Origin of the sequence: Streptomyces sp. cg35 (genome assembly GCF_050410835.1) — a bacterium.
Taxonomy (GTDB): Bacteria; Actinomycetota; Actinomycetes; order Streptomycetales; family Streptomycetaceae; genus Streptomyces.
This window is the reverse complement of sequence record NZ_CP191268.1, coordinates 6014305-6031889: the sequence shown is the minus strand read 5'-3', so window position 1 is coordinate 6031889 and position 17585 is coordinate 6014305. Positions and strand designations below refer to the sequence as shown.

At 71.8% G+C, this 17585-nt stretch carries 18 protein-coding genes; 8 read left to right on the top strand and 10 right to left on the bottom strand.

Annotated elements, in window-relative coordinates:
- Window positions 1-8 precede the first annotated feature (8 nt).
- On the bottom strand, window positions 9-899 hold the full coding sequence (locus ACQUQD_RS27500) for a helix-turn-helix transcriptional regulator (RefSeq protein WP_428954810.1): 891 nt from the start codon (window positions 897-899) through the stop codon (window positions 9-11).
- 149 nt (window positions 900-1048) lie between these two features.
- Here ACQUQD_RS27500 and ACQUQD_RS27495 point away from each other — a divergent pair, with 149 nt between their 5' ends.
- Window positions 1049-2518 (top strand): MFS transporter, encoded by a 1470-nt coding sequence (locus ACQUQD_RS27495; RefSeq protein ID WP_428954809.1) that lies wholly within the window; start codon window positions 1049-1051, stop codon window positions 2516-2518.
- Here the strand turns inward: ACQUQD_RS27495 and ACQUQD_RS27490 are convergent.
- Window positions 2513-3382 carry a helix-turn-helix transcriptional regulator gene (locus ACQUQD_RS27490; RefSeq protein ID WP_428954808.1) on the bottom strand — a complete coding sequence of 290 codons (870 nt, stop codon included), beginning with the start codon at window positions 3380-3382 and terminating at the stop codon, window positions 2513-2515. The genes ACQUQD_RS27495 and ACQUQD_RS27490 overlap by 6 nt on opposite strands.
- Window positions 3383-3483: 101 nt before the next feature.
- Between ACQUQD_RS27490 and ACQUQD_RS27485 the strand changes: the two genes are divergently transcribed.
- The gene (locus ACQUQD_RS27485) at window positions 3484-4914 is read left to right on the top strand and encodes an MFS transporter (RefSeq protein WP_428954807.1); all 1431 of its coding nucleotides are present in this window, start codon (window positions 3484-3486) and stop codon (window positions 4912-4914) included.
- Window positions 4915-4939: 25 nt separating this feature from the next.
- On the opposite strand, the gene ACQUQD_RS27480 is transcribed toward ACQUQD_RS27485, so the two are convergent.
- On the bottom strand, window positions 4940-5398 hold the full coding sequence (locus ACQUQD_RS27480) for a hypothetical protein (RefSeq protein WP_428954806.1): 459 nt from the start codon (window positions 5396-5398) through the stop codon (window positions 4940-4942).
- A 155-nt stretch (window positions 5399-5553) separates the two neighbouring features.
- Entirely contained in the window at window positions 5554-6663 is a 1110-nt protein-coding gene (locus ACQUQD_RS27475) for an epoxide hydrolase family protein (RefSeq protein ID WP_428954805.1), read from the bottom strand.
- Between the two features lie 188 nt (window positions 6664-6851).
- On the opposite strand from ACQUQD_RS27475, the gene ACQUQD_RS27470 reads away from it, so the two are divergent.
- Both ACQUQD_RS27470 and ACQUQD_RS27465 read left to right on the top strand, forming a co-directional pair.
- Window positions 6852-7880 (top strand): aldo/keto reductase, encoded by a 1029-nt coding sequence (locus ACQUQD_RS27470; protein WP_428954804.1) that lies wholly within the window; start codon window positions 6852-6854, stop codon window positions 7878-7880.
- A 24-nt stretch (window positions 7881-7904) separates the two neighbouring features.
- Complete coding sequence (locus ACQUQD_RS27465) at window positions 7905-8495, top strand: TetR family transcriptional regulator (RefSeq protein ID WP_428954803.1); 591 nt, start codon at window positions 7905-7907, stop codon at window positions 8493-8495.
- Window positions 8496-8513: 18 nt separating this feature from the next.
- Here ACQUQD_RS27465 and ACQUQD_RS27460 read toward each other — a convergent pair whose 3' ends face one another.
- Window positions 8514-8720 carry a hypothetical protein gene (locus tag ACQUQD_RS27460; RefSeq protein ID WP_428954802.1) on the bottom strand — a complete coding sequence of 69 codons (207 nt, stop codon included), beginning with the start codon at window positions 8718-8720 and terminating at the stop codon, window positions 8514-8516.
- A gap of 72 nt (window positions 8721-8792) precedes the next feature.
- A complete protein-coding gene (locus ACQUQD_RS27455) occupies window positions 8793-10175 on the bottom strand; it encodes a glycine--tRNA ligase (RefSeq protein WP_428954801.1) in 1383 nt (460 codons plus the stop codon).
- 215 nt (window positions 10176-10390) lie between these two features.
- On the opposite strand from ACQUQD_RS27455, the gene ACQUQD_RS27450 reads away from it, so the two are divergent.
- Genes ACQUQD_RS27450 through ACQUQD_RS27435 form a run of 4 tightly spaced genes read left to right on the top strand, consistent with a single transcriptional unit; the run spans window position 10391 to window position 13530 of the window.
- A complete protein-coding gene (locus tag ACQUQD_RS27450; RefSeq protein WP_428954800.1) occupies window positions 10391-11371 on the top strand; it encodes a metal ABC transporter substrate-binding protein in 981 nt (326 codons plus the stop codon).
- A 35-nt stretch (window positions 11372-11406) separates the two neighbouring features.
- The gene (locus ACQUQD_RS27445) at window positions 11407-12174 is read left to right on the top strand and encodes a metal ABC transporter ATP-binding protein (protein WP_428954799.1); all 768 of its coding nucleotides are present in this window, start codon (window positions 11407-11409) and stop codon (window positions 12172-12174) included.
- Window positions 12174-13058, top strand: a complete 885-nt coding sequence (locus tag ACQUQD_RS27440; protein ID WP_428954798.1) for a metal ABC transporter permease — start codon at window positions 12174-12176, stop codon at window positions 13056-13058. The genes ACQUQD_RS27445 and ACQUQD_RS27440 overlap by 1 nt, the downstream gene beginning before the upstream one ends.
- Window positions 13059-13083: 25 nt before the next feature.
- Entirely contained in the window at window positions 13084-13530 is a 447-nt protein-coding gene (locus tag ACQUQD_RS27435) for a Fur family transcriptional regulator (protein WP_428954797.1), read from the top strand.
- A 123-nt stretch (window positions 13531-13653) separates the two neighbouring features.
- On the opposite strand, the gene ACQUQD_RS27430 is transcribed toward ACQUQD_RS27435, so the two are convergent.
- The 4 genes from ACQUQD_RS27430 to ACQUQD_RS27415 form a co-directional block, all read right to left on the bottom strand.
- The gene (locus ACQUQD_RS27430) at window positions 13654-14487 is read right to left on the bottom strand and encodes an isoprenyl transferase (protein ID WP_428954796.1); all 834 of its coding nucleotides are present in this window, start codon (window positions 14485-14487) and stop codon (window positions 13654-13656) included.
- Window positions 14488-14524: 37 nt separating this feature from the next.
- Window positions 14525-15274, bottom strand: coding sequence for a DNA repair protein RecO (recO, locus tag ACQUQD_RS27425; RefSeq protein WP_428954795.1), 750 nt, complete (start codon window positions 15272-15274; stop codon window positions 14525-14527).
- A 222-nt stretch (window positions 15275-15496) separates the two neighbouring features.
- Window positions 15497-15712 (bottom strand): hypothetical protein, encoded by a 216-nt coding sequence (locus ACQUQD_RS27420; RefSeq protein ID WP_428954794.1) that lies wholly within the window; start codon window positions 15710-15712, stop codon window positions 15497-15499.
- Between the two features lie 531 nt (window positions 15713-16243).
- Window positions 16244-17374, bottom strand: coding sequence for a PP2C family protein-serine/threonine phosphatase (locus tag ACQUQD_RS27415; protein WP_428954793.1), 1131 nt, complete (start codon window positions 17372-17374; stop codon window positions 16244-16246).
- Window positions 17375-17585: the final 211 nt, after the last annotated feature.

Here is a 17585-nt window from a genome sequence, read left to right as displayed (position 1 = left end):
CCGGCTCGTCAGCCGGTTTCCCGAGCCGCGGCGCGCTCCGCCAGTTTCTCCAGGCGCTCGTCGGTCCCGTCGTCCGCGGGAAGGTACGCGACGACGCGGTACGCGCCGGTCTCCGGGGCCAGCCACATGTGGCGGTGCTCCAGGCGCAGCAGGCCGATCTCCGGGTCCGGGTGCTGGTACCGCTTGACGTGCGAGACCATCGGCGCGACCTCGCGCCGCTCCCACAGCTCGCGGAACTCCGGCGACACCGCGAGCAGCTCGTCGACGGGCGCCCGCCAGGCGGGCTCGGCGACGTGCTCGGCCATCGCCTTGCGGTACTTGGCCAGGAGCTCGGGCAGCATCACGTCGCGGTCCAGGAACTGCACGCGCCAGCGGTCGTTCATGAACATCATCCACAGGGCGTTGCGGTGCTCGGGGTCGAGCTCGGCGGGGTCGCCGAATACGTCGGCGTAGGCCTGGTTGTGCGCGAGGACGTCGTACCGGGCGTTCTTCACCTCGGCCGGGTAGGGCTCCAGGCGCTTGAGCAGGCGCAGGACCGTGGGCGTGACGGCCGGGCACACGGTCTCGGCGCGCGGGTCGACGGTCCCGGCGAGGGTGAAGGCGTGGGCGCGCTCGGTGGGGTCCATGAGCAGGGCGCGGGCGATGGCGTCCAGGACGCCGGCCGAGACGTTGATGGCGCGGCCCTGCTCCAGCCACGTGTACCAGGTGATGCCGACCGAGGCGAGGTGCGCCACCTCCTCGCGGCGCAGGCCCGGGGTGCGGCGGCGGGCCGTGTCCGGCAGGCCGACCTGTTCCGGGGTGATGCGCTCGCGGCGGCTGCGCAGGAACGCGGCCAGCTCGGCGCGGCGCAGCTCGGCGGCCGACGGAGCGGGGGCGGAGGCCGTCGTCGGAGTCGTCATGCCACCAGGATGCCTCCGCGCTCATCCTGTTGCCAGGTAGTGCCTGTACCACGATGAGGAGACTCTGGTACCAGGCTGAGCGGACGAGGACGCTGGTGGTCATGACCTCACGTGCCCGTCCCCTCACCGATCCGGTTACCGTCGAGAACATGCCCGACGCACCACCGACCCTGACGCACCGCAGGCGGATGCTCGTCCTCGCGATCTGCTGCATGAGCCTGCTGATCGTCAGCCTCGACAACACCGTCCTGAACGTCGCCCTCCCTTCCATGGCGAAGGACTTCGACGCCACGCTCTCGGGCATGCAGTGGACGATCGACGCGTACACGCTGGTCCTCGCCGCGCTGCTGATGCTGGCCGGCTCGACCGCGGACCGGATCGGGCGGCGCAAGGTCTTCCGGACGGGGCTGATCGTCTTCACGGCCGCGTCGGTGGCCTGCTCCCTGGCCCCGAACCTGGAGTCGCTGGTGGCGTTCCGGATGGTGCAGGCCGTCGGCGGCTCGATGCTCAACCCGGTCGCCATGTCGATCATCACGAACACGTTCACCGACCCGCGGGAGCGGGCCCGCGCCATCGGGGTGTGGGGCGGCGTCGTCGGCATCTCGATGGCCGCGGGGCCGCTGGTGGGCGGCCTGCTCGTGGACTCGGTCGGCTGGCGCTCGATCTTCTGGGTCAATCTGCCCGTCGGCCTCGCCGCGCTCCTGCTCACCCTCCGCTACGTCCCCGAGTCCCGTGCCCCCAAGGCCCGGCGGCCCGACCCGGTCGGCCAGGTCCTGGTCATCGCGCTGCTCGGCTCGCTGACGTACGCGATCATCGAGGCGCCCGACGCGGGCTGGACGTCGGCGCGGACCGTCGTCTGCGCGGCGGTCGCCCTGGCCGCGCTCGCCGGCCTGCTGTGCTACGAGCCGCGCCGCGCCGAGCCCCTCATCGACCTGCGGTTCTTCCGGTCGGCGCCGTTCAGCGGGGCGGCGGTGATCGCGGTCTGCGGCTTCGCGGCGCTCGGCGGCTTCCTCTTCGTGTCCACGCTCTACCTTCAGGACGTGCGCGGCCTGGACGCGCTGCACGCGGGTCTGTGGATGCTGCCGATGGCGGCGATGGCCCTGGTGTGCGCGCCGCTGTCCGGGCGTCTGGTCGGCAGCCGCGGTCCGCGTCTGCCGCTGCTGATCGCGGGCGTGACGATGACGGCGAGCGGCGTCCTGTTCGCGGCCTTCGACGCGGAGACCTCGAACGTGTCGCTCTTCGTCGGCTACGTCCTGTTCGGCATCGGCTTCGGTTTCGTGAACGCTCCCATCACCAACACCGCCGTCTCCGGCATGCCGCGCGCGCAGGCCGGTGTCGCGGCGGCCGTGGCCTCGAGCAGCCGGCAGATCGGCCAGACCCTCGGCGTCGCCGTCATCGGCGCGGTCCTCGCGTCGGGCGTCGCCGGGTCCTCGTACGCCCGCGCCTTCGTCGAGGCCAGCCGGGCCTGCTGGTGGATCATCGCCGGGTGCGGCCTGGCGGTGCTGGCGCTCGGCGCGCTGACCAGCGGGCGGTGGGCGCGGGAGACGGCACGGCGGACCGCAGAGCGGCTGGAGGAGCCGGCGGACGCGGCGGCCACCCGGGCCGCCGCCGGTTCATGAGGCGCGGCTGAGCGCCAGCTCCTGGAGCCGGTCGAGGCGCTCACGGGTCGCCTCGTCGGCCGGGGTGTACGTCACCATGCGTGCCCCGCAGTCCCGGCCGAGCCAGAGATCGGTGTGGACGACGGCGAGCGGGCCCACGTACGGGTTGACGAAGTGCTTGACCTTGCTGGGCACCGACCGCCCCACCTCGTGGCGCTCCCACAGCTCACGGAACTCGGCGGACTCGTCGAGGAGCCGCTTCAGGACCAGCTTCCAGGCGGGCTCGGCGAGATGGTCGGCCATGCCCGCGCGGAACTTGGCGGCCATGGTGCGCAGCACGTCGTCGAGGGAGACGATCGCGGAGCGCCACTGCTCGTTCGTGAACGCGAGGAGCATCCAGTTGCGGTCCTCGGGCCGGATCTCGTCGAGGTCGCACAGCAGCATCCGGTAGGTGCGGTTGTAGGCGAGGACGTCGTAGCGGCTGTTCTGCACGCAGGCCGGCATCGGCTCCAACTGGGCGAGCATCTGGCGCAGTTCGGGGGTGAGCGTGGTGCAGCTCGCGGCCGGGGTCGGGTCGATCGCGCCGGCCAGGCCGAACAGATGGGCGCGCTCGCTCGCGTCGAGCCGCAGGGTGCGGGCCAGCGCGTCGAGGACCTGCGCCGAGACCTGGATGTCGCGGGCCTGCTCCAGCCACGTGTACCAGGTGACGCCGACCGCGGAGAGGTGCGCGACCTCCTCGCGGCGCAGGCCCGGGGTGCGGCGGCGGCTGCCGCGCGGCAGGCCGACCTCCTCGGGCAGGATGCGCTCGCGGCGGCTGCGCAGGAACCCGGCCAGCTCGTGCCGCCGGATCTCGGCGGGCCGCGCGTCCTGCGTCATGGTGGTCATGCTCCCAGCCTGTACCCGGGGCCATCCTGTTTCCAGGTAGCGCTTCTACCAGGATAAGGACACTCTGGTACCCGTCTGAGCGGTGGCGGACGCTCGATGCCATGACCACCCACACGCAGTCCCCGCCGGTCACGCCCGTCGCGGCGCCCGGCACCCTGCTCACCGATGCGGGTCTGTTCACCGTGCTGCTCGGTGCGGCCCTGCCCCTCGTCGACTTCTTCATCGTCAATGTCGCCCTGCCCACCATCGCCCGGGACCTGTCGGCGAGCGAACCGGTCCTGGAGCTGGTCGTCGCCGGGTACGGCATCGCGTACGCCGTGCTGCTGGTGCTCGGCGGCCGGCTCGGCGATCTGCTCGGCCGGCGCCGGCTGTTCCTCGGCGGCATGGCGGCGTTCGGCCTCACCTCGCTGGCCTGCGGGCTGGCGCCGACGGCGTGGACGCTGGTCGCGGCGCGGGTCGCGCAGGGCGCGGCGTCGGCGGCGATGCTGCCGCAGGTCCTCGCCACGATCCAGGCGACGACGGCCGGGCCGCGCCGGGCCAGGGCCATGAGCCTGTACGGGGCGACGGCCGGCCTGTCGATGGTGGCGGGGCAGGTCCTGGGCGGCGTGCTCGTCTCGGCGGACGTCCTCGGCACGGGCTGGCGCTCGGTGTTCCTGGTGAACGTGCCGGTGGTCGTCGTGGCGCTGGTCCTCGCGGTCCGGACGGTCCCGGAGACCCGCTCGGCGCGGCCCGAACCGGTCGACGTGCCCGGCACGGTCCTGCTCGCCCTGGCTCTGGTCGCGCTGCTGGCCCCGCTGACCGAGGGCCGGGCGGCGGGCTGGCCGCTGTGGACGTGGCTGTCGCTGGCGGCGTTCCCGTTCCTCTCGTACGCGTTCTACGCGGTGGAGCAGCGGGCCGACCGGGCGGGCCGCACCCCGCTGGTCCCGCCGTCGCTCTTCCGGCTGCTGTCCCTGCGGCGGGGCCTGGTGATGGTGGTGCCCTTCTCCATCGGCTTCAGCGGTTTCATGTTCGTGATCGCGGTGGCGCTGCAGCAGGGCGAGCGGCTCGGCGCGACGGCGGCGGGCCTCGCGCTGGCCCCGATGGCGGCGGTGTTCTTCGCGACGTCGCTCGCCGGTCCGCGGCTGGTGGCCCGCTGGGGCACGCGCGTCGTCACGGCGGGCGGTCTGCTCCAGGGGGCCGGGGTCGCGCTGATCGCCCTGGCGGCCTGGCGTTCCTGGCCGCACCTCGGGGTGCTCCAGCTGCTGCCGGGCGCGGCGCTGGCGGGCGCGGGCCAGGCGCTCCAGCTGCCCATCCTGTTCCGGATCATCCTGTCCGAGGTGCCGGCGGCCCGGGCGGGCGTCGGCAGCGGCGTCATGACGACGACCCAGCAGGCGGCCCTGGCCCTGGGCGTGGCCACGCTCGGCACGCTCTTCCTGTCGCTGACCCCGACGCTGGGCATGCGGGACGCGCTGGTGACGACGCTGCTGGTGCAGCTCGCGGCGGTGGCGCTGACGGTGGGGCTCAGCGTGCGGCTGCCGCGCTCGGTCTCCTGAGTCGCGGCGGGCCGGGGGGAGGTTGCTAGGCCCCGCCCCGGGCGGCGGCCCGGCGCCGCTCCCCGCGCTCGTACGCGACCGTCGCGCCCGCCCCGAGGCAGACCGTCACGGCGGCGAGGCCGAGGAGGGCGGGGTTGACGTACGGGGGCACGGTGTCGGCGACGTACTCGCCGCCGCCCTTCGTCTCGCACACGAACCGGAGCGGCACGAAGTCGACGTGGTAGCCGAGGTATCCGGGGTCCGCCACCTGCGGCCCGGACCGGCACGGCCGCAGCGGGGCCGAGCCGGTGCCGCCGTCCTCCGCGTCCATGACGGCCCCGGCCACGTGGAGCGCGCCCCACGCGTAGAGCGCGCAGGCCGCCGCGGCGGCGAGGCCCGCCCAGCCGGCCGCGCGCCGGTCCGCCCGGCCCAGCGTGGAGACGCCGAACCCGAGGAAGGAACAGGCCGCGATCAACGCGACGATGAGCACCAGGAAGGTCGTCATGCGGCGAGTTCAGCAGCCGGACCCCCCGGCCACCGTGACCCGCGTCACATCGCCCGTCACAGGAGTGTCACACCATGGGCCGACGGCCCGGCCACGCCGATCTGCTGCGGGAGCGGATCGACGGGGCCGTCGGCGTGTGAACAGCCGCTCTCCGCTCAGGAGTTGACCGCGTCGAAGAACCGGGTCAGGTCCGCCGCGAACGCCTCCGGCCGATCCATCGCCACGAAGTGGTGGCCGCCCGGATTGCCCGTCGGCCAGTGGGCGATGGTGTTGTGCCGCTCGGCGAGGCGCCGGATCGCGGGCGCGTCGCCGCTGTACACCCCGGTCGGCACGGCCTTCTGCCCGCGCGGCCAGGCGAAGGGGCCGGCCGGGCTGTCGTAGTACGGCCAGGACGAGGTGCCGAACGTGCCGGTGAACCAGTACAGGCTGACGTTCGTCAGGAACAGGTCGCGGTCGATCGCCTCGAACAGCGGCCCGCCGGAGGCGTTGAAGTCGTGGAACTTCTGCAGCATCCAGGCGAGCGCCCCGGCGGGCGAGTCCTGCCACCCGTACGCGAAGGTCGCCGGGGCCGTCCGCAGCAGGGCGTGATGGTCGACGCCGTGCATCCAGTCCGCCGACTGCAGGGCGTCGTACACCTCCTTCTCCTGCGGTGTCAGGTCGGGCACGTCGGCGTCGGACGGGAAGCCGAGCCCGCCGATGACGTACACGCCGACGACGTGGGCGGGGTCGGCCAGGGCCACCTCCGGGGCGACGTACGCGCCGAAGTCGCCGCCCTCGACGCCGTACCGGTCGTGGCCGAGCCGCCGCATCAGCTCGGCCCACAGCCGGGCGACCCGCGCCGCCGTCCAGCCGCCGGTCCGGGGCGCTGCCGAGTAGCCGAAGCCGGGCAGCGACGGCACGACGACATGGAAGCGGCCGGTGAGCCGGTCGATCAACTCGGCGAACTCCACGAAGGAGTTGGGCCACCCGTGGGTGAGCAGGAGCGGCAGCGCGTCGGGGTCGGCGGAGCGGACGTGCAGGAAGTGGACCTCCTGGCCGTCGATGTCGGTGCGGAACTGCGGGAAGCGGTTGAGCCGGGCCTCGTGGCGGCGCCAGTCGTAGCCGGTGCGCCAGTACGCGGCGAGCTCGCGCAGCTCGGCGAGGGGCACACCGCCCGGCACCGGCAGGTCGCGCTCCGGCCAACGCGTCTTTTCCAGGCGGGAGTTGAGGTCGTCGAGGTCGGACTGCGGGACCGCGACACGGAAGGGGCGCAGCGAGGAGGTCATGGAGGGACCGTAGGCAGGAAGTAGGTCAGATCCTGTCCGCTGCACGACGGGGCGGAACGGAAGGGCGTGACGGGTGACCGGCCACGGGCGACGAGTCGCGAGTAACAGATGACAGCTGACAGATATTGAAATCTGTCAGCTGTCATGCGAAGGTGGAAGCCCCCGAGTCCCGGCCTCAAGGAGCCCCCATGAGCACCACCCTCCCCACTCGCTCCCTCGGTACCACCGGCCCCCGCGTCTCCGCCCTCGGCCTCGGCTGCATGGGCATGTCCGCCCTGTACGGCGACGCCGACCGCACCGAGTCGATCGCCACCATCCACGCCGCGCTCGACGCGGGCGTCACCCTCCTCGACACCGGGGACTTCTACGCGATGGGGCACAACGAGATGCTGATCGGCGAGGCCCTGCGCACCGCCCCCGCGGCGGCCCGCGAGCAGGCGCTGACCAGCGTGAAGTTCGGCGCCCTGCGCGACCCGGCCGGCGGCTGGTCCGGCTACGACGGGCGTCCCGCGGCCGTGAAGAACTTCGCCGCGTACAGCCTGCAGCGCCTCGGCGTCGACCACATCGACGTCTACCGCATCGCCCGCCTCGACCCCGACGTGCCGATCGAGGAGACCGTCGGCGCCATCGCCGAGCTGATCGAGCAGGGGCACGTCCGGCACATCGGGCTCAGCGAGGTCGGCGCGGACACCATTCGCCGGGCCGCCGCCACCGCCCCCATCGCCGACCTGCAGATCGAGTACTCCCTCATCTCGCGCGGCATCGAGGAGTCGATCCTGCCGACCACCCGTGAGCTGGGCATCGGCATCACCGCGTACGGGGTCCTCTCGCGCGGCCTGATCTCGGGCCACTTCACCCGCGACCGCAAGATCGCCGCGAACGACTTCCGCGGCATGAGCCCCCGCTTCCAGGGCGACAACCTCCAGCACAACCTGGACCTCGTGGACCGGCTGCGGGGGATCGCCGAGCAGCAGGGTGTGAGCGTCGCGCAGATCGCGATCGCCTGGGTGCTGGCCCGGGGCGCGCAGCACGGCGACGACATCGTGCCGCTGGTCGGCGCCCGCACCCGCGAGCGCCTGGCCGAGGCGCTCGGCGCGCTCGACGTCAGCCTCGGCGCCGCCGACCTGGCCGCGATCGAGGAGGCCGTGCCCGCGGACGCGGCGGCCGGCGAGCGCTACCCGGCGGCCCAGATGGCACACCTCGACAGCGAGCGCTGACCACGGCCGGGTACGGTCAGTGACATGGCACCGTCCACCGAGCCCCTGACCCCCGAGCGCATCCTCGCCGCGACCGAGGACATGCTGCGCCGGCACGGCGCCGCGAAGGCGACCGTCGTCGACGTGGCGCGCGCGCTCGGGGTCAGCCACGGCTCTGTGTACCGGCACTTCCGCACGAAGGCGGAGCTGCGCGGGGCGGTCACCAAGCGCTGGCTGGACCGGACGACGGCGGTCCTGGCCGAGGTCGCGGCGGGACCCGAGGAGCCGGCCGCCAAGCTGCGGCACTGGTTCACGGCGCTGTTCGACGCCAAGCGGCACAAGGCGGGCGACGACCCCGAGCTGTTCGCCACGTACTCGGTGCTGACGACGGAGATCAGTGACGTGGTCGACGCGCACATCGCCGAGCTGGCGGGCCAGCTGACCGCGATCCTCCAGGAGGGCGTCACCCAGGGGCAGTTCGAGGCACCGGACATCACGGCCACGGCCCGCGCCCTGTTCGAGGCCACCGCCCACTTCCACGACCCGGTGTACGCGCCGGAGTGGTCACGGCCCGGCGCCCAGGAGTCGTTCGACGCGGTGCTCGGCCTGGTGATGCGCGGTATCGCCGCCCGCTGAGGCAGGCCCGAAGGGGCGTCAGTCCCCCGCCGGGTCCACCGTCGCCTGGTGCTCCTGTTCCAGGTGTTCCTGCGCCTTGAGCCACGGCAGGAACTGCGCCGATCTCCGCCAGCCGCACGTCTCGCACGTCAACTGCCGTTGTATACCGACTTTTTCGACGTGTACGACATGGGCCCGCCCGTGCTGGTCCCAGCGGCTGACCTTGCTGCTCGTCATGTGAGGCACAGCGGCAGTGTGCAGCAAAAGGCCCCGGCCCGCCGCAAGAACGGTGAGCCGGGGCCGATGCGCGTACCGGTGTCAGCAGCCGATCAGGCGGCTGGCCAGGTAGCCCTCGATCTGGTCGAGGGAGACGCGCTCCTGCTTCATGGTGTCGCGCTCGCGCACCGTCACCGCGTTGTCGTCGAGGGTGTCGAAGTCGACCGTGACGCAGAACGGCGTGCCGATCTCGTCCTGACGGCGGTAGCGGCGGCCGATGGCGCCGGCGTCGTCGAACTCGATGTTCCAGTGCTGGCGCAGCGCCTGGGCCAGGCCCTTGGCCTTCGGCGACAGCTCCGGGTTGCGGGACAGCGGCAGCACCGCGACCTTCACCGGGGCGATGCGCGGGTCGAAGCGCATGACCGTGCGCTTCTCCATCTTGCCCTTGGCGTTCGGGGCCTCGTCCTCGAAGTACGAGTCGAGCATGAACGCCAGCATCGTGCGGCCGACACCGGCCGCGGGCTCGATGACGTACGGCGTGTAGCGCTCGCCCTTCTCCTGGTCGAAGTAGGAGAGGTCCTGGCCGGAGGCCTTGGAGTGCGCGGACAGGTCGTAGTCCGTGCGGTTGGCGACGCCCTCCAGCTCGCCCCACTCGCTGCCGCCGAAGCGGAAGCGGTACTCGATGTCAGCGGTGCGCTTGGAGTAGTGGGAGAGCTTCTCCTGCGGGTGCTCGAACCACCGCATGTTCTCCTCGCGCAGGCCCAGGCCGGTGTACCAGTTCCAGCGCTGCTCCATCCAGTACTCCTGCCACTTCTCGTCCTCGCCCGGCTTGACGAAGAACTCCATCTCCATCTGCTCGAACTCGCGGGTGCGGAAGATGAAGTTGCCGGGCGTGATCTCGTTGCGGAAGCTCTTGCCCATCTGGGCGATGCCGAACGGCGGCTTGCGACGAGAAGTCGTCTGGACCTGGCCGAAGTTGGTGAAGATGCCCTGCGCGGTCTCGGGGCGCAGGTAGGCGACGGAGCCGCTGTCCTGCGTCGGGCCGAGGTGCGTGGAGAGCAGGCCGGAGAACTGCTTGGGCTCGGTGAACGTGCCCTTGTTGCCGCAGTTGGGGCAGCTGAGGTCGGCGAGGCCGTTCTCGGGCGCGCGGCCCTTCTTCTCCTCGTACGCCTCCTCGAGGTGGTCCGCGCGGAACCGCTTGTGACAGGAGGTGCACTCGGTGAGCGGGTCGGTGAACGTGGCGACGTGACCCGACGCCTGCCAGACCTCGGTGGCCAGGATCACCGACGAGTCGATACCGACGACGTCCTCACGCGAGGTGACCATGTAGCGCCACCACTGACGCTTGATGTTCTCCTTCAGCTCCACACCCAGCGGACCGTAGTCCCAGGCGGCCCGCTGACCACCGTAGATCTCACTGCAGGGGTAGACGAAGCCACGGCGCTTGCTGAGGCTGACGATGGTCTCGATCTTGTCGGCGGCCACGGTGCTCTCTTCTTACGACGACGAATTCAATAGGTGCGGCGCGCAGCGCCTCCGTCAGGGGTGGTGGTCGGGCGACGGGCGGGCGGATACGCGCTCCGGGAGCGAATGCTTCAGGTTACCGGCGGGCCTACCCCCCTAACCAAATCGGTTCTCGGTACAGAGCAGGACGAAGGGCTTGTTGACAATCGTTTCCAGTTTTGTTGAAAATGACTGTCATGAACGTACGCCTGCCTCGTCGCCCCCGCCGCCTCATATCCACCACCGCCGTCGCCGCCACCACGGTGCTCGGCCTGACGGCCCTGTCCGCCTGCTCCTCGTCGAGCGCGGCGGACGGCAAGAACGACGGCAAGCTGGACGTCGTGGCGTCGTTCTACCCGATGCAGTACCTCGCGGAGCGGATCGGCGGCGACCACGTCGACGTCACCAACCTCACCGAGCCCGGCCAGGAGCCGCACGACCTCGAGGTCAGCGCCCAGCAGCGCGGCCAGATCGAGGAGTCCGACGTGGCGCTCTACCTCAAGGGCCTGCAGCCCGCCGTCGACGACGCGATCAGCCAGTCCGGCATCGGCACCAAGGTCGACGCGGCCTCCCTGACCAGCCTGGAGAAGCACGGCAGCGAGGTCGGCGGCCACGCCGAGGAGCACGACCACGATCACGACCACGGCGACGAGAACGGCTCCGACCCGCACATCTGGCTCGACCCGGTGAAGTACGCCGAGGTCGCCGAGGGCGTCGGCAAGGCCCTGCAGAAGGCCGACCCCGACCACGCGGCCGACTACAAGAAGAACACCGCGGCCGTGGTCAAGGACCTGGACGCCCTGAACACCGCGTTCGAGGACGGCCTGAAGGACACCGACTCCAAGGTGTTCATCACGACCCACGCCGCCTTCGGGTACCTCGCCGAGCGCTACGGCCTCACCGAGGAGGCCATCAGCGGCCTCGACCCCGAGAGCGAGCCCAGCGCCGCCCGCGTCAAGGACCTCCAGAAGATGGCGAAGGCCGACGGCGTCACCACGGTCTTCTACGAGACCCTCGTCAGCGACAAGACGGCGAAGACCCTGGCGGGCGACGCGCACCTGAAGACTGATGTACTCGACCCGATCGAGGGCATCACCGGCAAGTCCAAGGGCGACGACTACATCCAGGTCATGAAGTCGAACCTGGCGGCGCTGCAGAAGGCACTCGGCGCCAAGTGACGTACGGATCAAGCGGCTTGAAGGGCGGCACCGAGATGAGTGACCCCGTCATCACCCTGCGGCGGGTCACCGCCGAGCTGGGCTCCCGGCCGGTGCTGCGCGGCATCGACCTCACCGTGGGCCGCGGCGAGGTCGTCGCCCTGCTCGGCGCCAACGGCTCCGGCAAGTCGACCGCCGTGCGCAGCGTCATCGGCCAGGTGCCGCTCACCGGCGGCGAGATCGAGCTCTTCGGCACCCCGCGCCGCCGCTTCAAGGACTGGGCGCGCGTCGGCTACGTGCCGCAGCGCACCACCGCCGCGGGCGGCGTCCCGGCGACGGTCACCGAGGTCGTCGCCTCGGGCCGGCTGTCCCGGGCGAAGTTCGGCGTCCTGCGCAGGGCGGACCGGGAGGCGGTGCGCCGCGCCCTGGAGCTGGTCGGGATGGCCGACCGCGCCAAGGACTCGGTCAACGCGCTCTCCGGCGGCCAGCACCAGCGCGTGCTGATCGCCCGGGCCCTGGTCGCCGAGCCCGAGCTGCTGATCATGGACGAGCCGATGGCGGGCGTCGACCTGGCCAGCCAGGAGATCCTCGCCGCGACTCTGCGTGAGCAGGTCGCCACGGGCGCCACCGTCCTCCTCGTCCTGCACGAACTGGGCCCGCTGGAGCCGCTGATCGACCGCGCGGTGGTGCTGCGCGACGGCTGCGTGCTGCACGACGGGCCACCGCCCAAGGCCGTCGGGCAGCACGCGCTGCCGGGCCACGACCACGTCCACCCGCACTCCGACGCGGGCGCCGAACCGATCCGTACGGGACTGCTGAGCTGATGGAATTCCTCGACTTCGCCTTCATGCAGCGGGCTCTGCTCGCGGCCGTCCTCATCGGGATCACGGCACCCGCCATCGGCATCTACCTCGTCCAGCGCCGCCAGGCCCTGATGGGCGACGGCATCGGCCACGTGGCGATGACCGGCGTCGGTCTCGGCTTCCTGCTGTCGACGTCCCCGGTGTGGATGGCGATGGCCGTCTCCGCGGTCGGCGCGCTGCTCATGGAGCTGATCCGCTGGTACGGCAAGACCCGCGGCGACATCGCCCTCGCGATGCTCTTCTACGGCGGTATGGCGGGCGGCGTCATGCTGATCAACCTGGCGCCGGGCGGCTCGACCGCCAACCTCAGCTCGTACCTGTTCGGCTCGCTCACCACGGTCTCCCCCGAGGACGTCGTGGCGATCAGCTGGCTCGCCGCGTTCGTCGTCCTCGTGACGGTCGGGCTGCGCCGGCAGCTGTTCGCGGTGAGCCAGGACGAGGAGTTCGCCCGGGTCACCGGTCTGCCGGTGCGCGCCCTGAACCTGCTGGTCGCCATCACGGCGGCGGTCACGGTGACGGTCGCCATGCGTGTCGTCGGACTGCTCCTGGTGTCGGCGCTGATGGTGGTCCCGGTGGCCGCCGCCCAGCAGCTGACCCGCAGCTTCAAGGCGACGTTCGTGATCGCGGTCGCCATCGGCGTCGTGGTGACCCTCGGCGGCACCGTCACCTCGTACTACCAGGACGTGCCGCCCGGCGCGACGATCGTGCTCCTGACGATCGGCGTCTTCATCGTCCTGACGCTCCTCGCCACGCCGCTCGCCCGCCGCAGGGCACGGGCGGCGACGGTCGCGGCCGGCGATCCGGCGGAGTGCTCGATCCCCGAGCAGGCCCCGGCCAAGGTCTGACCCGGTCACAGCGCCGCCTGGCACAATGGCGGCGGTACGTACGTGGCAGGGATGTGAGGAGGAACCCGTGGCAGCCCCGGTTCGAGGCAGGTCTACCCGCCAGCGCGCGGCAGTGGCGGCGGCGCTCGACGAGGTGGACGAGTTCCGCAGCGCCCAGGAGTTGCACGACGTCCTCAAGCACAAGGGCGACTCGGTCGGTCTGACCACGGTCTACCGCACGCTGCAGTCCCTCGCCGACGCCGGCGAGGTGGACGTCCTGCGCACGTCGGAGGGCGAGGCCGTGTACCGCCGTTGCTCCTCGGGCGACCATCACCATCACCTGGTCTGCCGGATGTGCGGCAAGGCCGTCGAGGTCGAGGGCCCGGCGGTGGAGAAGTGGGCGGAGGCGATCGCCTCCGAGCACGGTTACGTCAACGTGGCGCACACGGTGGAGATCTTCGGCACGTGTGCGGAGTGCGCTGCCGCCGGTTGAGCGGGGGCGCCTCCTCGTGTGCCGGGTCGGTCGTCGCGGGCGGGTGCGGGTTGCGTCGTGGCTTCTCGCGCAGTTCCCCGCGCCCCTGAGGGGCGCGGGCGCAACCTGCAGCAGAGATCCGGCCTAGCCCTCGGCTTCCAGCTGCAGCAGGACCTCATTCGGCGTCGCGCCGCCGAACCGGCGGTCGCGGGAGGCGAATTCGACGCACGCACGCCACAGGTCGCGGCGGTCGAAGTCCGGCCAGAGCACGTCCTGGAAGACCATCTCGGCGTAAGCGCTCTGCCACAGAAGGTAGTTGGACGTGCGCTGCTCGCCGCTGGGGCGCAGGAACACGTCGACGTCCGGCATGTCCGGGTAGTAGAGGTACTTGGCGAAGGTCTTCTCGGACACCTTCGACGGGTCGAGGCGGCCGGCCTTCACGTCCTCGGCGATGGCCTGCGCGGCGTCGGCGATCTCGGCGCGGCCGCCGTAGTTCATGCAGAAGTACAGGGTCAGCTTGTCGTTGTCCTTGGTCTGCTCCTGGGAGATCTCCAGCTCCCGGGCGACCGACTTCCACAGCTTGGGCATCCGCCCGACCCAGCGCACCCGCACGCCCAGGTCGTCGAGCTGGTCCCGGGTCTTGCGGATGAAGTCCCGGTTGAAGTTCATCAGGAAGCGGACCTCGTCGGGCGACCGCTTCCAGTTCTCCGTCGAGAACGCGTACAGGGAAATGGCCCCCACGCCCATCTCGATGGCGCCCTGCAGGACGTCGAGCACCCGCTCGGCGCCGACCTTGTGCCCCTCGGTGCGGGGCAGCCCGCGCTCCTTGGCCCAGCGTCCGTTGCCGTCCATCACGATGGCCACGTGCTCGGGCACCAGCTCGCCCGGGATCTTCGGCGGCCGCGCGCCCGACGGGTGCGGTTCGGGTGTCTCGTACTCACGACGGGACGACCGTCCGAGGATTCCTCGACGTGCCATGTTCCGGGCCTCTCCCCTAGCTCAGTGCCAGCTCTCGCTAGCTTTTCTCCACGTACCGCAGCGAGCGCAGTCCGCGCTCCAGGTGCCAGTGCAGGTACGCCGACACCAGCCCGCTGCCCTCCCGTACGAAGCGTGCCTCGCACGCGTCGGCCGTCTCCCAGTCGCCGGTCAGCAGCGCACCGAGCAGGGTGAGGGCCTGCGGTGAGGGTACGACGCTGCCCGGTACCCGGCAGTCGACGCAAACCGAGCCGCCCGCGCCGACCGAGAAGAATCGGTTGGGACCGGGCATTCCGCACTTCGCGCAGTCGCCGAAGGTGGGCGCGTACCCGTTCACGGCGAGGGAGCGGAGCAGGAACGCGTCGAGGATGAGGTGCGCCTCGTGCTCGCCGCGGGCGAGCGTGCGCAGGGCCCCGACGAGCAGCAGGTACTGCTGCACGGCCGGCTCGCCCTCGTGATCGGTGAAGCGTTCCGCCGTCTCCAGCATGGCGGTGCCTGCGGTGTAGCGGGCGTAGTCGCTGACGATGCCGCCGCCGTACGCGGCGATGGTCTCGCTCTGCGTGCACAGCGGCAGCCCGCGCCCGATCAGCTCGCTGCCCCGGGCGAAGAACTGGACGTCGACGTGGGAGAACGGTTCGAGCCTGGCCCCGAACTTCGACTTGGTGCGCCGCACGCCGCGGGCCACGGCGCGGACCCGCCCGTGGCCGCGGGTGAGGAGCGTGATGATGCGGTCGGCTTCCCCGAGCTTCTGGGTCCGCAGGACGATCCCGTCGTCACGGAAGAGACTCATCCCACACCCCCTCGGGTCCTCCGCCGGGGGTACGGGGGCCGTCCCCGGGGCGCGAGCGGCGTGCTCCGTCCCGCCGCACCCGGCTCGTGGGTGCGCGGCTTCTGGATGCGCAGCACGGTGCCGTCGTCGCGGAGCAGGCTCATGACTCCATTCTGCCTCTCCGCGGACGGGGGCCGGGGCGCGGCCGGGTTGTTCGGGCGCGGAGGCCCGGGGCCGCCCCGATCAGGGGACCTCGCCGCGGCTCCTTCTGTTCTCGTACGCCGTCGCGGCCCGCAGCCGCTCGGTCGTCGTCGCCTCGCGCACTATCTCGGGCGGGCAGTCCCACTCGCGGCCGCCGCCGAAGGGGCGCAGCTGTACGTACGGGCCCTCGTGTCCCATCACCCGGCCCACCTGTCCCGTGCTCGTGTCGACTGCGTACGAACCGATCGGCGGCTTCATCGGGTGGTGCTCCTGTCCGGTAGTGCGTCCTGCCGTGCGACGAGCGCGGCGGCCGGGCGGGCCGCCGCGTCAACCGGACAACGTCTCGATTCCACCGAGGGACACGGGGCGGTCCGCGCAATTGACACCGGGTCCGGACCGAGTGGGGACAGCACAATTCCCGGCCCCGTGCGTGCGACTCGCGCTTTCTCCGTCATTTCGTCGTTCCCTCCACGCTCGGCGGACATGGTTCTCGTGGCCCGTCACGTGGCTCCCCTTCCCGATTCGATTTCACGCTTCGCCACTCGGCGGTGGCGTCGTGTCTCTACAGTGGGGAGGAGTCTGTGCAGTACAAGCGCCTTGCCGGACCGACGGGTCGGCCATGGCCATTGGTCCGGGCAAGGGATGCGGCCTTTCCTCCGCTGCGGCTACTTCGGTGGTTTCGAACGGGCAATTCGCAAACCGAAGTCGGATGTCGCCCGGAGGGCCGACGAGGCGCCGCGAACGCTGATTCTTTCGAGCGGATGTGCCGTAGGTGACAAGGATTCGCGCTCACCGTCGGGGAAGTTCCGCACCCACCCGCCCCTCGCATCCGTGCGTGTCCCGCGTCACCCCGTGGACGGCGTCCGCGACGGGGTCAGCCTGCTGGCACAGGACGAGTGCCACGTCGTCCTGGAGCGGCGCCGCGGTGTGCGCGGTCACGGCCGCGTACAGGGCGTCGAGGGCGTCGCTCTGCAGGACCGCGGAGAGCGGCTCCGCGCACCGGTCGAGCAGCGGGAACTCGGTGCCATCCGGGGAGCGCGCCTCGATCAGGCCGTCGGTGTAGAAGAGGACCCGGTCGCCCGGCTGCAGCCAGCAGCGGCGTGCGCCCGGCCGGGTACCGAGGCCCAACGGCAGCGCGGAGTCGGCCGGTTGGAGCAGTTTGAGCGATCTGCCGATGCGCAGCGGCGGCGGGTGGCCGCAGTTGACGAGCCGGACCTCGCCCGGGGCGAACTCGGCGAACAGCGCGGTGACGAAGTCCTCGGGGCCGAGGTCCGGGGCGACGAGCGCGTCCAGGCGGACGGCGATGTCGGTGAGTTCGGGGGTCACATAGGCCAGGTCGCGAAAGCCGCTGAGCACCGTCGCGGCGGTCTGCACCGCGCCCAGGTCGTGTCCGCGTACGTCGCCGATGAACACCCGTGTCCCGAAGGGGGTGTTGACGATCTCGTACACGTCGCCGCCGACCGTCGCCGGCTCCAGGGGGCAGTGGTGCCGGGTGAAGACGTCGACCTCGCCGATCCGCGCGGCCACCGGGCGCATGATCGCGCCCTGCGCCACCTGGGCCACCTGGACGGCGTGCCGGAGGGCCGCCGTGCGCGCCGTCAGCCGCCCCGCGACCCGGACGGCCAGGACACCGCCCGCGAGCAGCACCAGGTACTCCAGGACGAACGGCGGCGTGCCCGCCAGATGCCGGACGGTACCGACCGACAGGGCGAGGGCGGCGCTCCACCCGGCCACGGCGAGCGTGCCGCGCGCGCCCAGCCGGGAGCAGGCCAGGACCGGCCCGATCAGCAGCGCCCCCACCGCCGGCCGCCATCCGTCGTGGAACGTACCGAGCACGGCGAGCAGCGCGGTGACGGCCAACGGCAGCAGTAAGCCGCCCGCCCTTCTCCAGCGCCCTCGCCCGCTGTCCCGCACAGCCATGCAGGAGCCTCCCGCCTGCCCTGCCCCGCTCGCCCCGCCGCAGTGAGCGATCCACTCTGGCCGAACGCACCGTTCCGTGCCCCCCGTTGAGCACAGTGCGCATCCGCGCGACCGCAACCGTCCCCCGCTGACGCCTTCTGCCCGGATCGGCGTGCCGGGCGCGGGGCAGCCGCTCAACTTTCGCCAACCACTGATGCGGCCCCCGTGCCGG

Coding starts and splice junctions, on each gene's coding strand:
- ACQUQD_RS27480 (WP_428954806.1), bottom strand. CDS start 5,398: ATGACGACCTTCCTGGTGCTCATCGTCGCGTTGATCGCGGCCTGTTCC.
- ACQUQD_RS27420 (WP_428954794.1), bottom strand. CDS start 15,712: ATGAAGCCGCCGATCGGTTCGTACGCAGTCGACACGAGCACGGGACAG.
- ACQUQD_RS27495 (WP_428954809.1), top strand. CDS start 1,049: ATGCCCGACGCACCACCGACCCTGACGCACCGCAGGCGGATGCTCGTC.
- ACQUQD_RS27490 (WP_428954808.1), bottom strand. CDS start 3,382: ATGACCACCATGACGCAGGACGCGCGGCCCGCCGAGATCCGGCGGCAC.
- ACQUQD_RS27470 (WP_428954804.1), top strand. CDS start 6,852: ATGAGCACCACCCTCCCCACTCGCTCCCTCGGTACCACCGGCCCCCGC.
- ACQUQD_RS27445 (WP_428954799.1), top strand. CDS start 11,407: ATGAGTGACCCCGTCATCACCCTGCGGCGGGTCACCGCCGAGCTGGGC.
- ACQUQD_RS27450 (WP_428954800.1), top strand. CDS start 10,391: ATGAACGTACGCCTGCCTCGTCGCCCCCGCCGCCTCATATCCACCACC.
- ACQUQD_RS27430 (WP_428954796.1), bottom strand. CDS start 14,487: ATGGCACGTCGAGGAATCCTCGGACGGTCGTCCCGTCGTGAGTACGAG.
- ACQUQD_RS27485 (WP_428954807.1), top strand. CDS start 3,484: ATGACCACCCACACGCAGTCCCCGCCGGTCACGCCCGTCGCGGCGCCC.
- ACQUQD_RS27440 (WP_428954798.1), top strand. CDS start 12,174: ATGGAATTCCTCGACTTCGCCTTCATGCAGCGGGCTCTGCTCGCGGCC.
- ACQUQD_RS27465 (WP_428954803.1), top strand. CDS start 7,905: ATGGCACCGTCCACCGAGCCCCTGACCCCCGAGCGCATCCTCGCCGCG.
- ACQUQD_RS27475 (WP_428954805.1), bottom strand. CDS start 6,663: ATGACCTCCTCGCTGCGCCCCTTCCGTGTCGCGGTCCCGCAGTCCGAC.
- recO (WP_428954795.1), bottom strand. CDS start 15,274: ATGAGTCTCTTCCGTGACGACGGGATCGTCCTGCGGACCCAGAAGCTC.
- ACQUQD_RS27415 (WP_428954793.1), bottom strand. CDS start 17,374: ATGGCTGTGCGGGACAGCGGGCGAGGGCGCTGGAGAAGGGCGGGCGGC.
- ACQUQD_RS27435 (WP_428954797.1), top strand. CDS start 13,084: ATGGCGGCGGTACGTACGTGGCAGGGATGTGAGGAGGAACCCGTGGCA.
- ACQUQD_RS27500 (WP_428954810.1), bottom strand. CDS start 899: ATGACGACTCCGACGACGGCCTCCGCCCCCGCTCCGTCGGCCGCCGAG.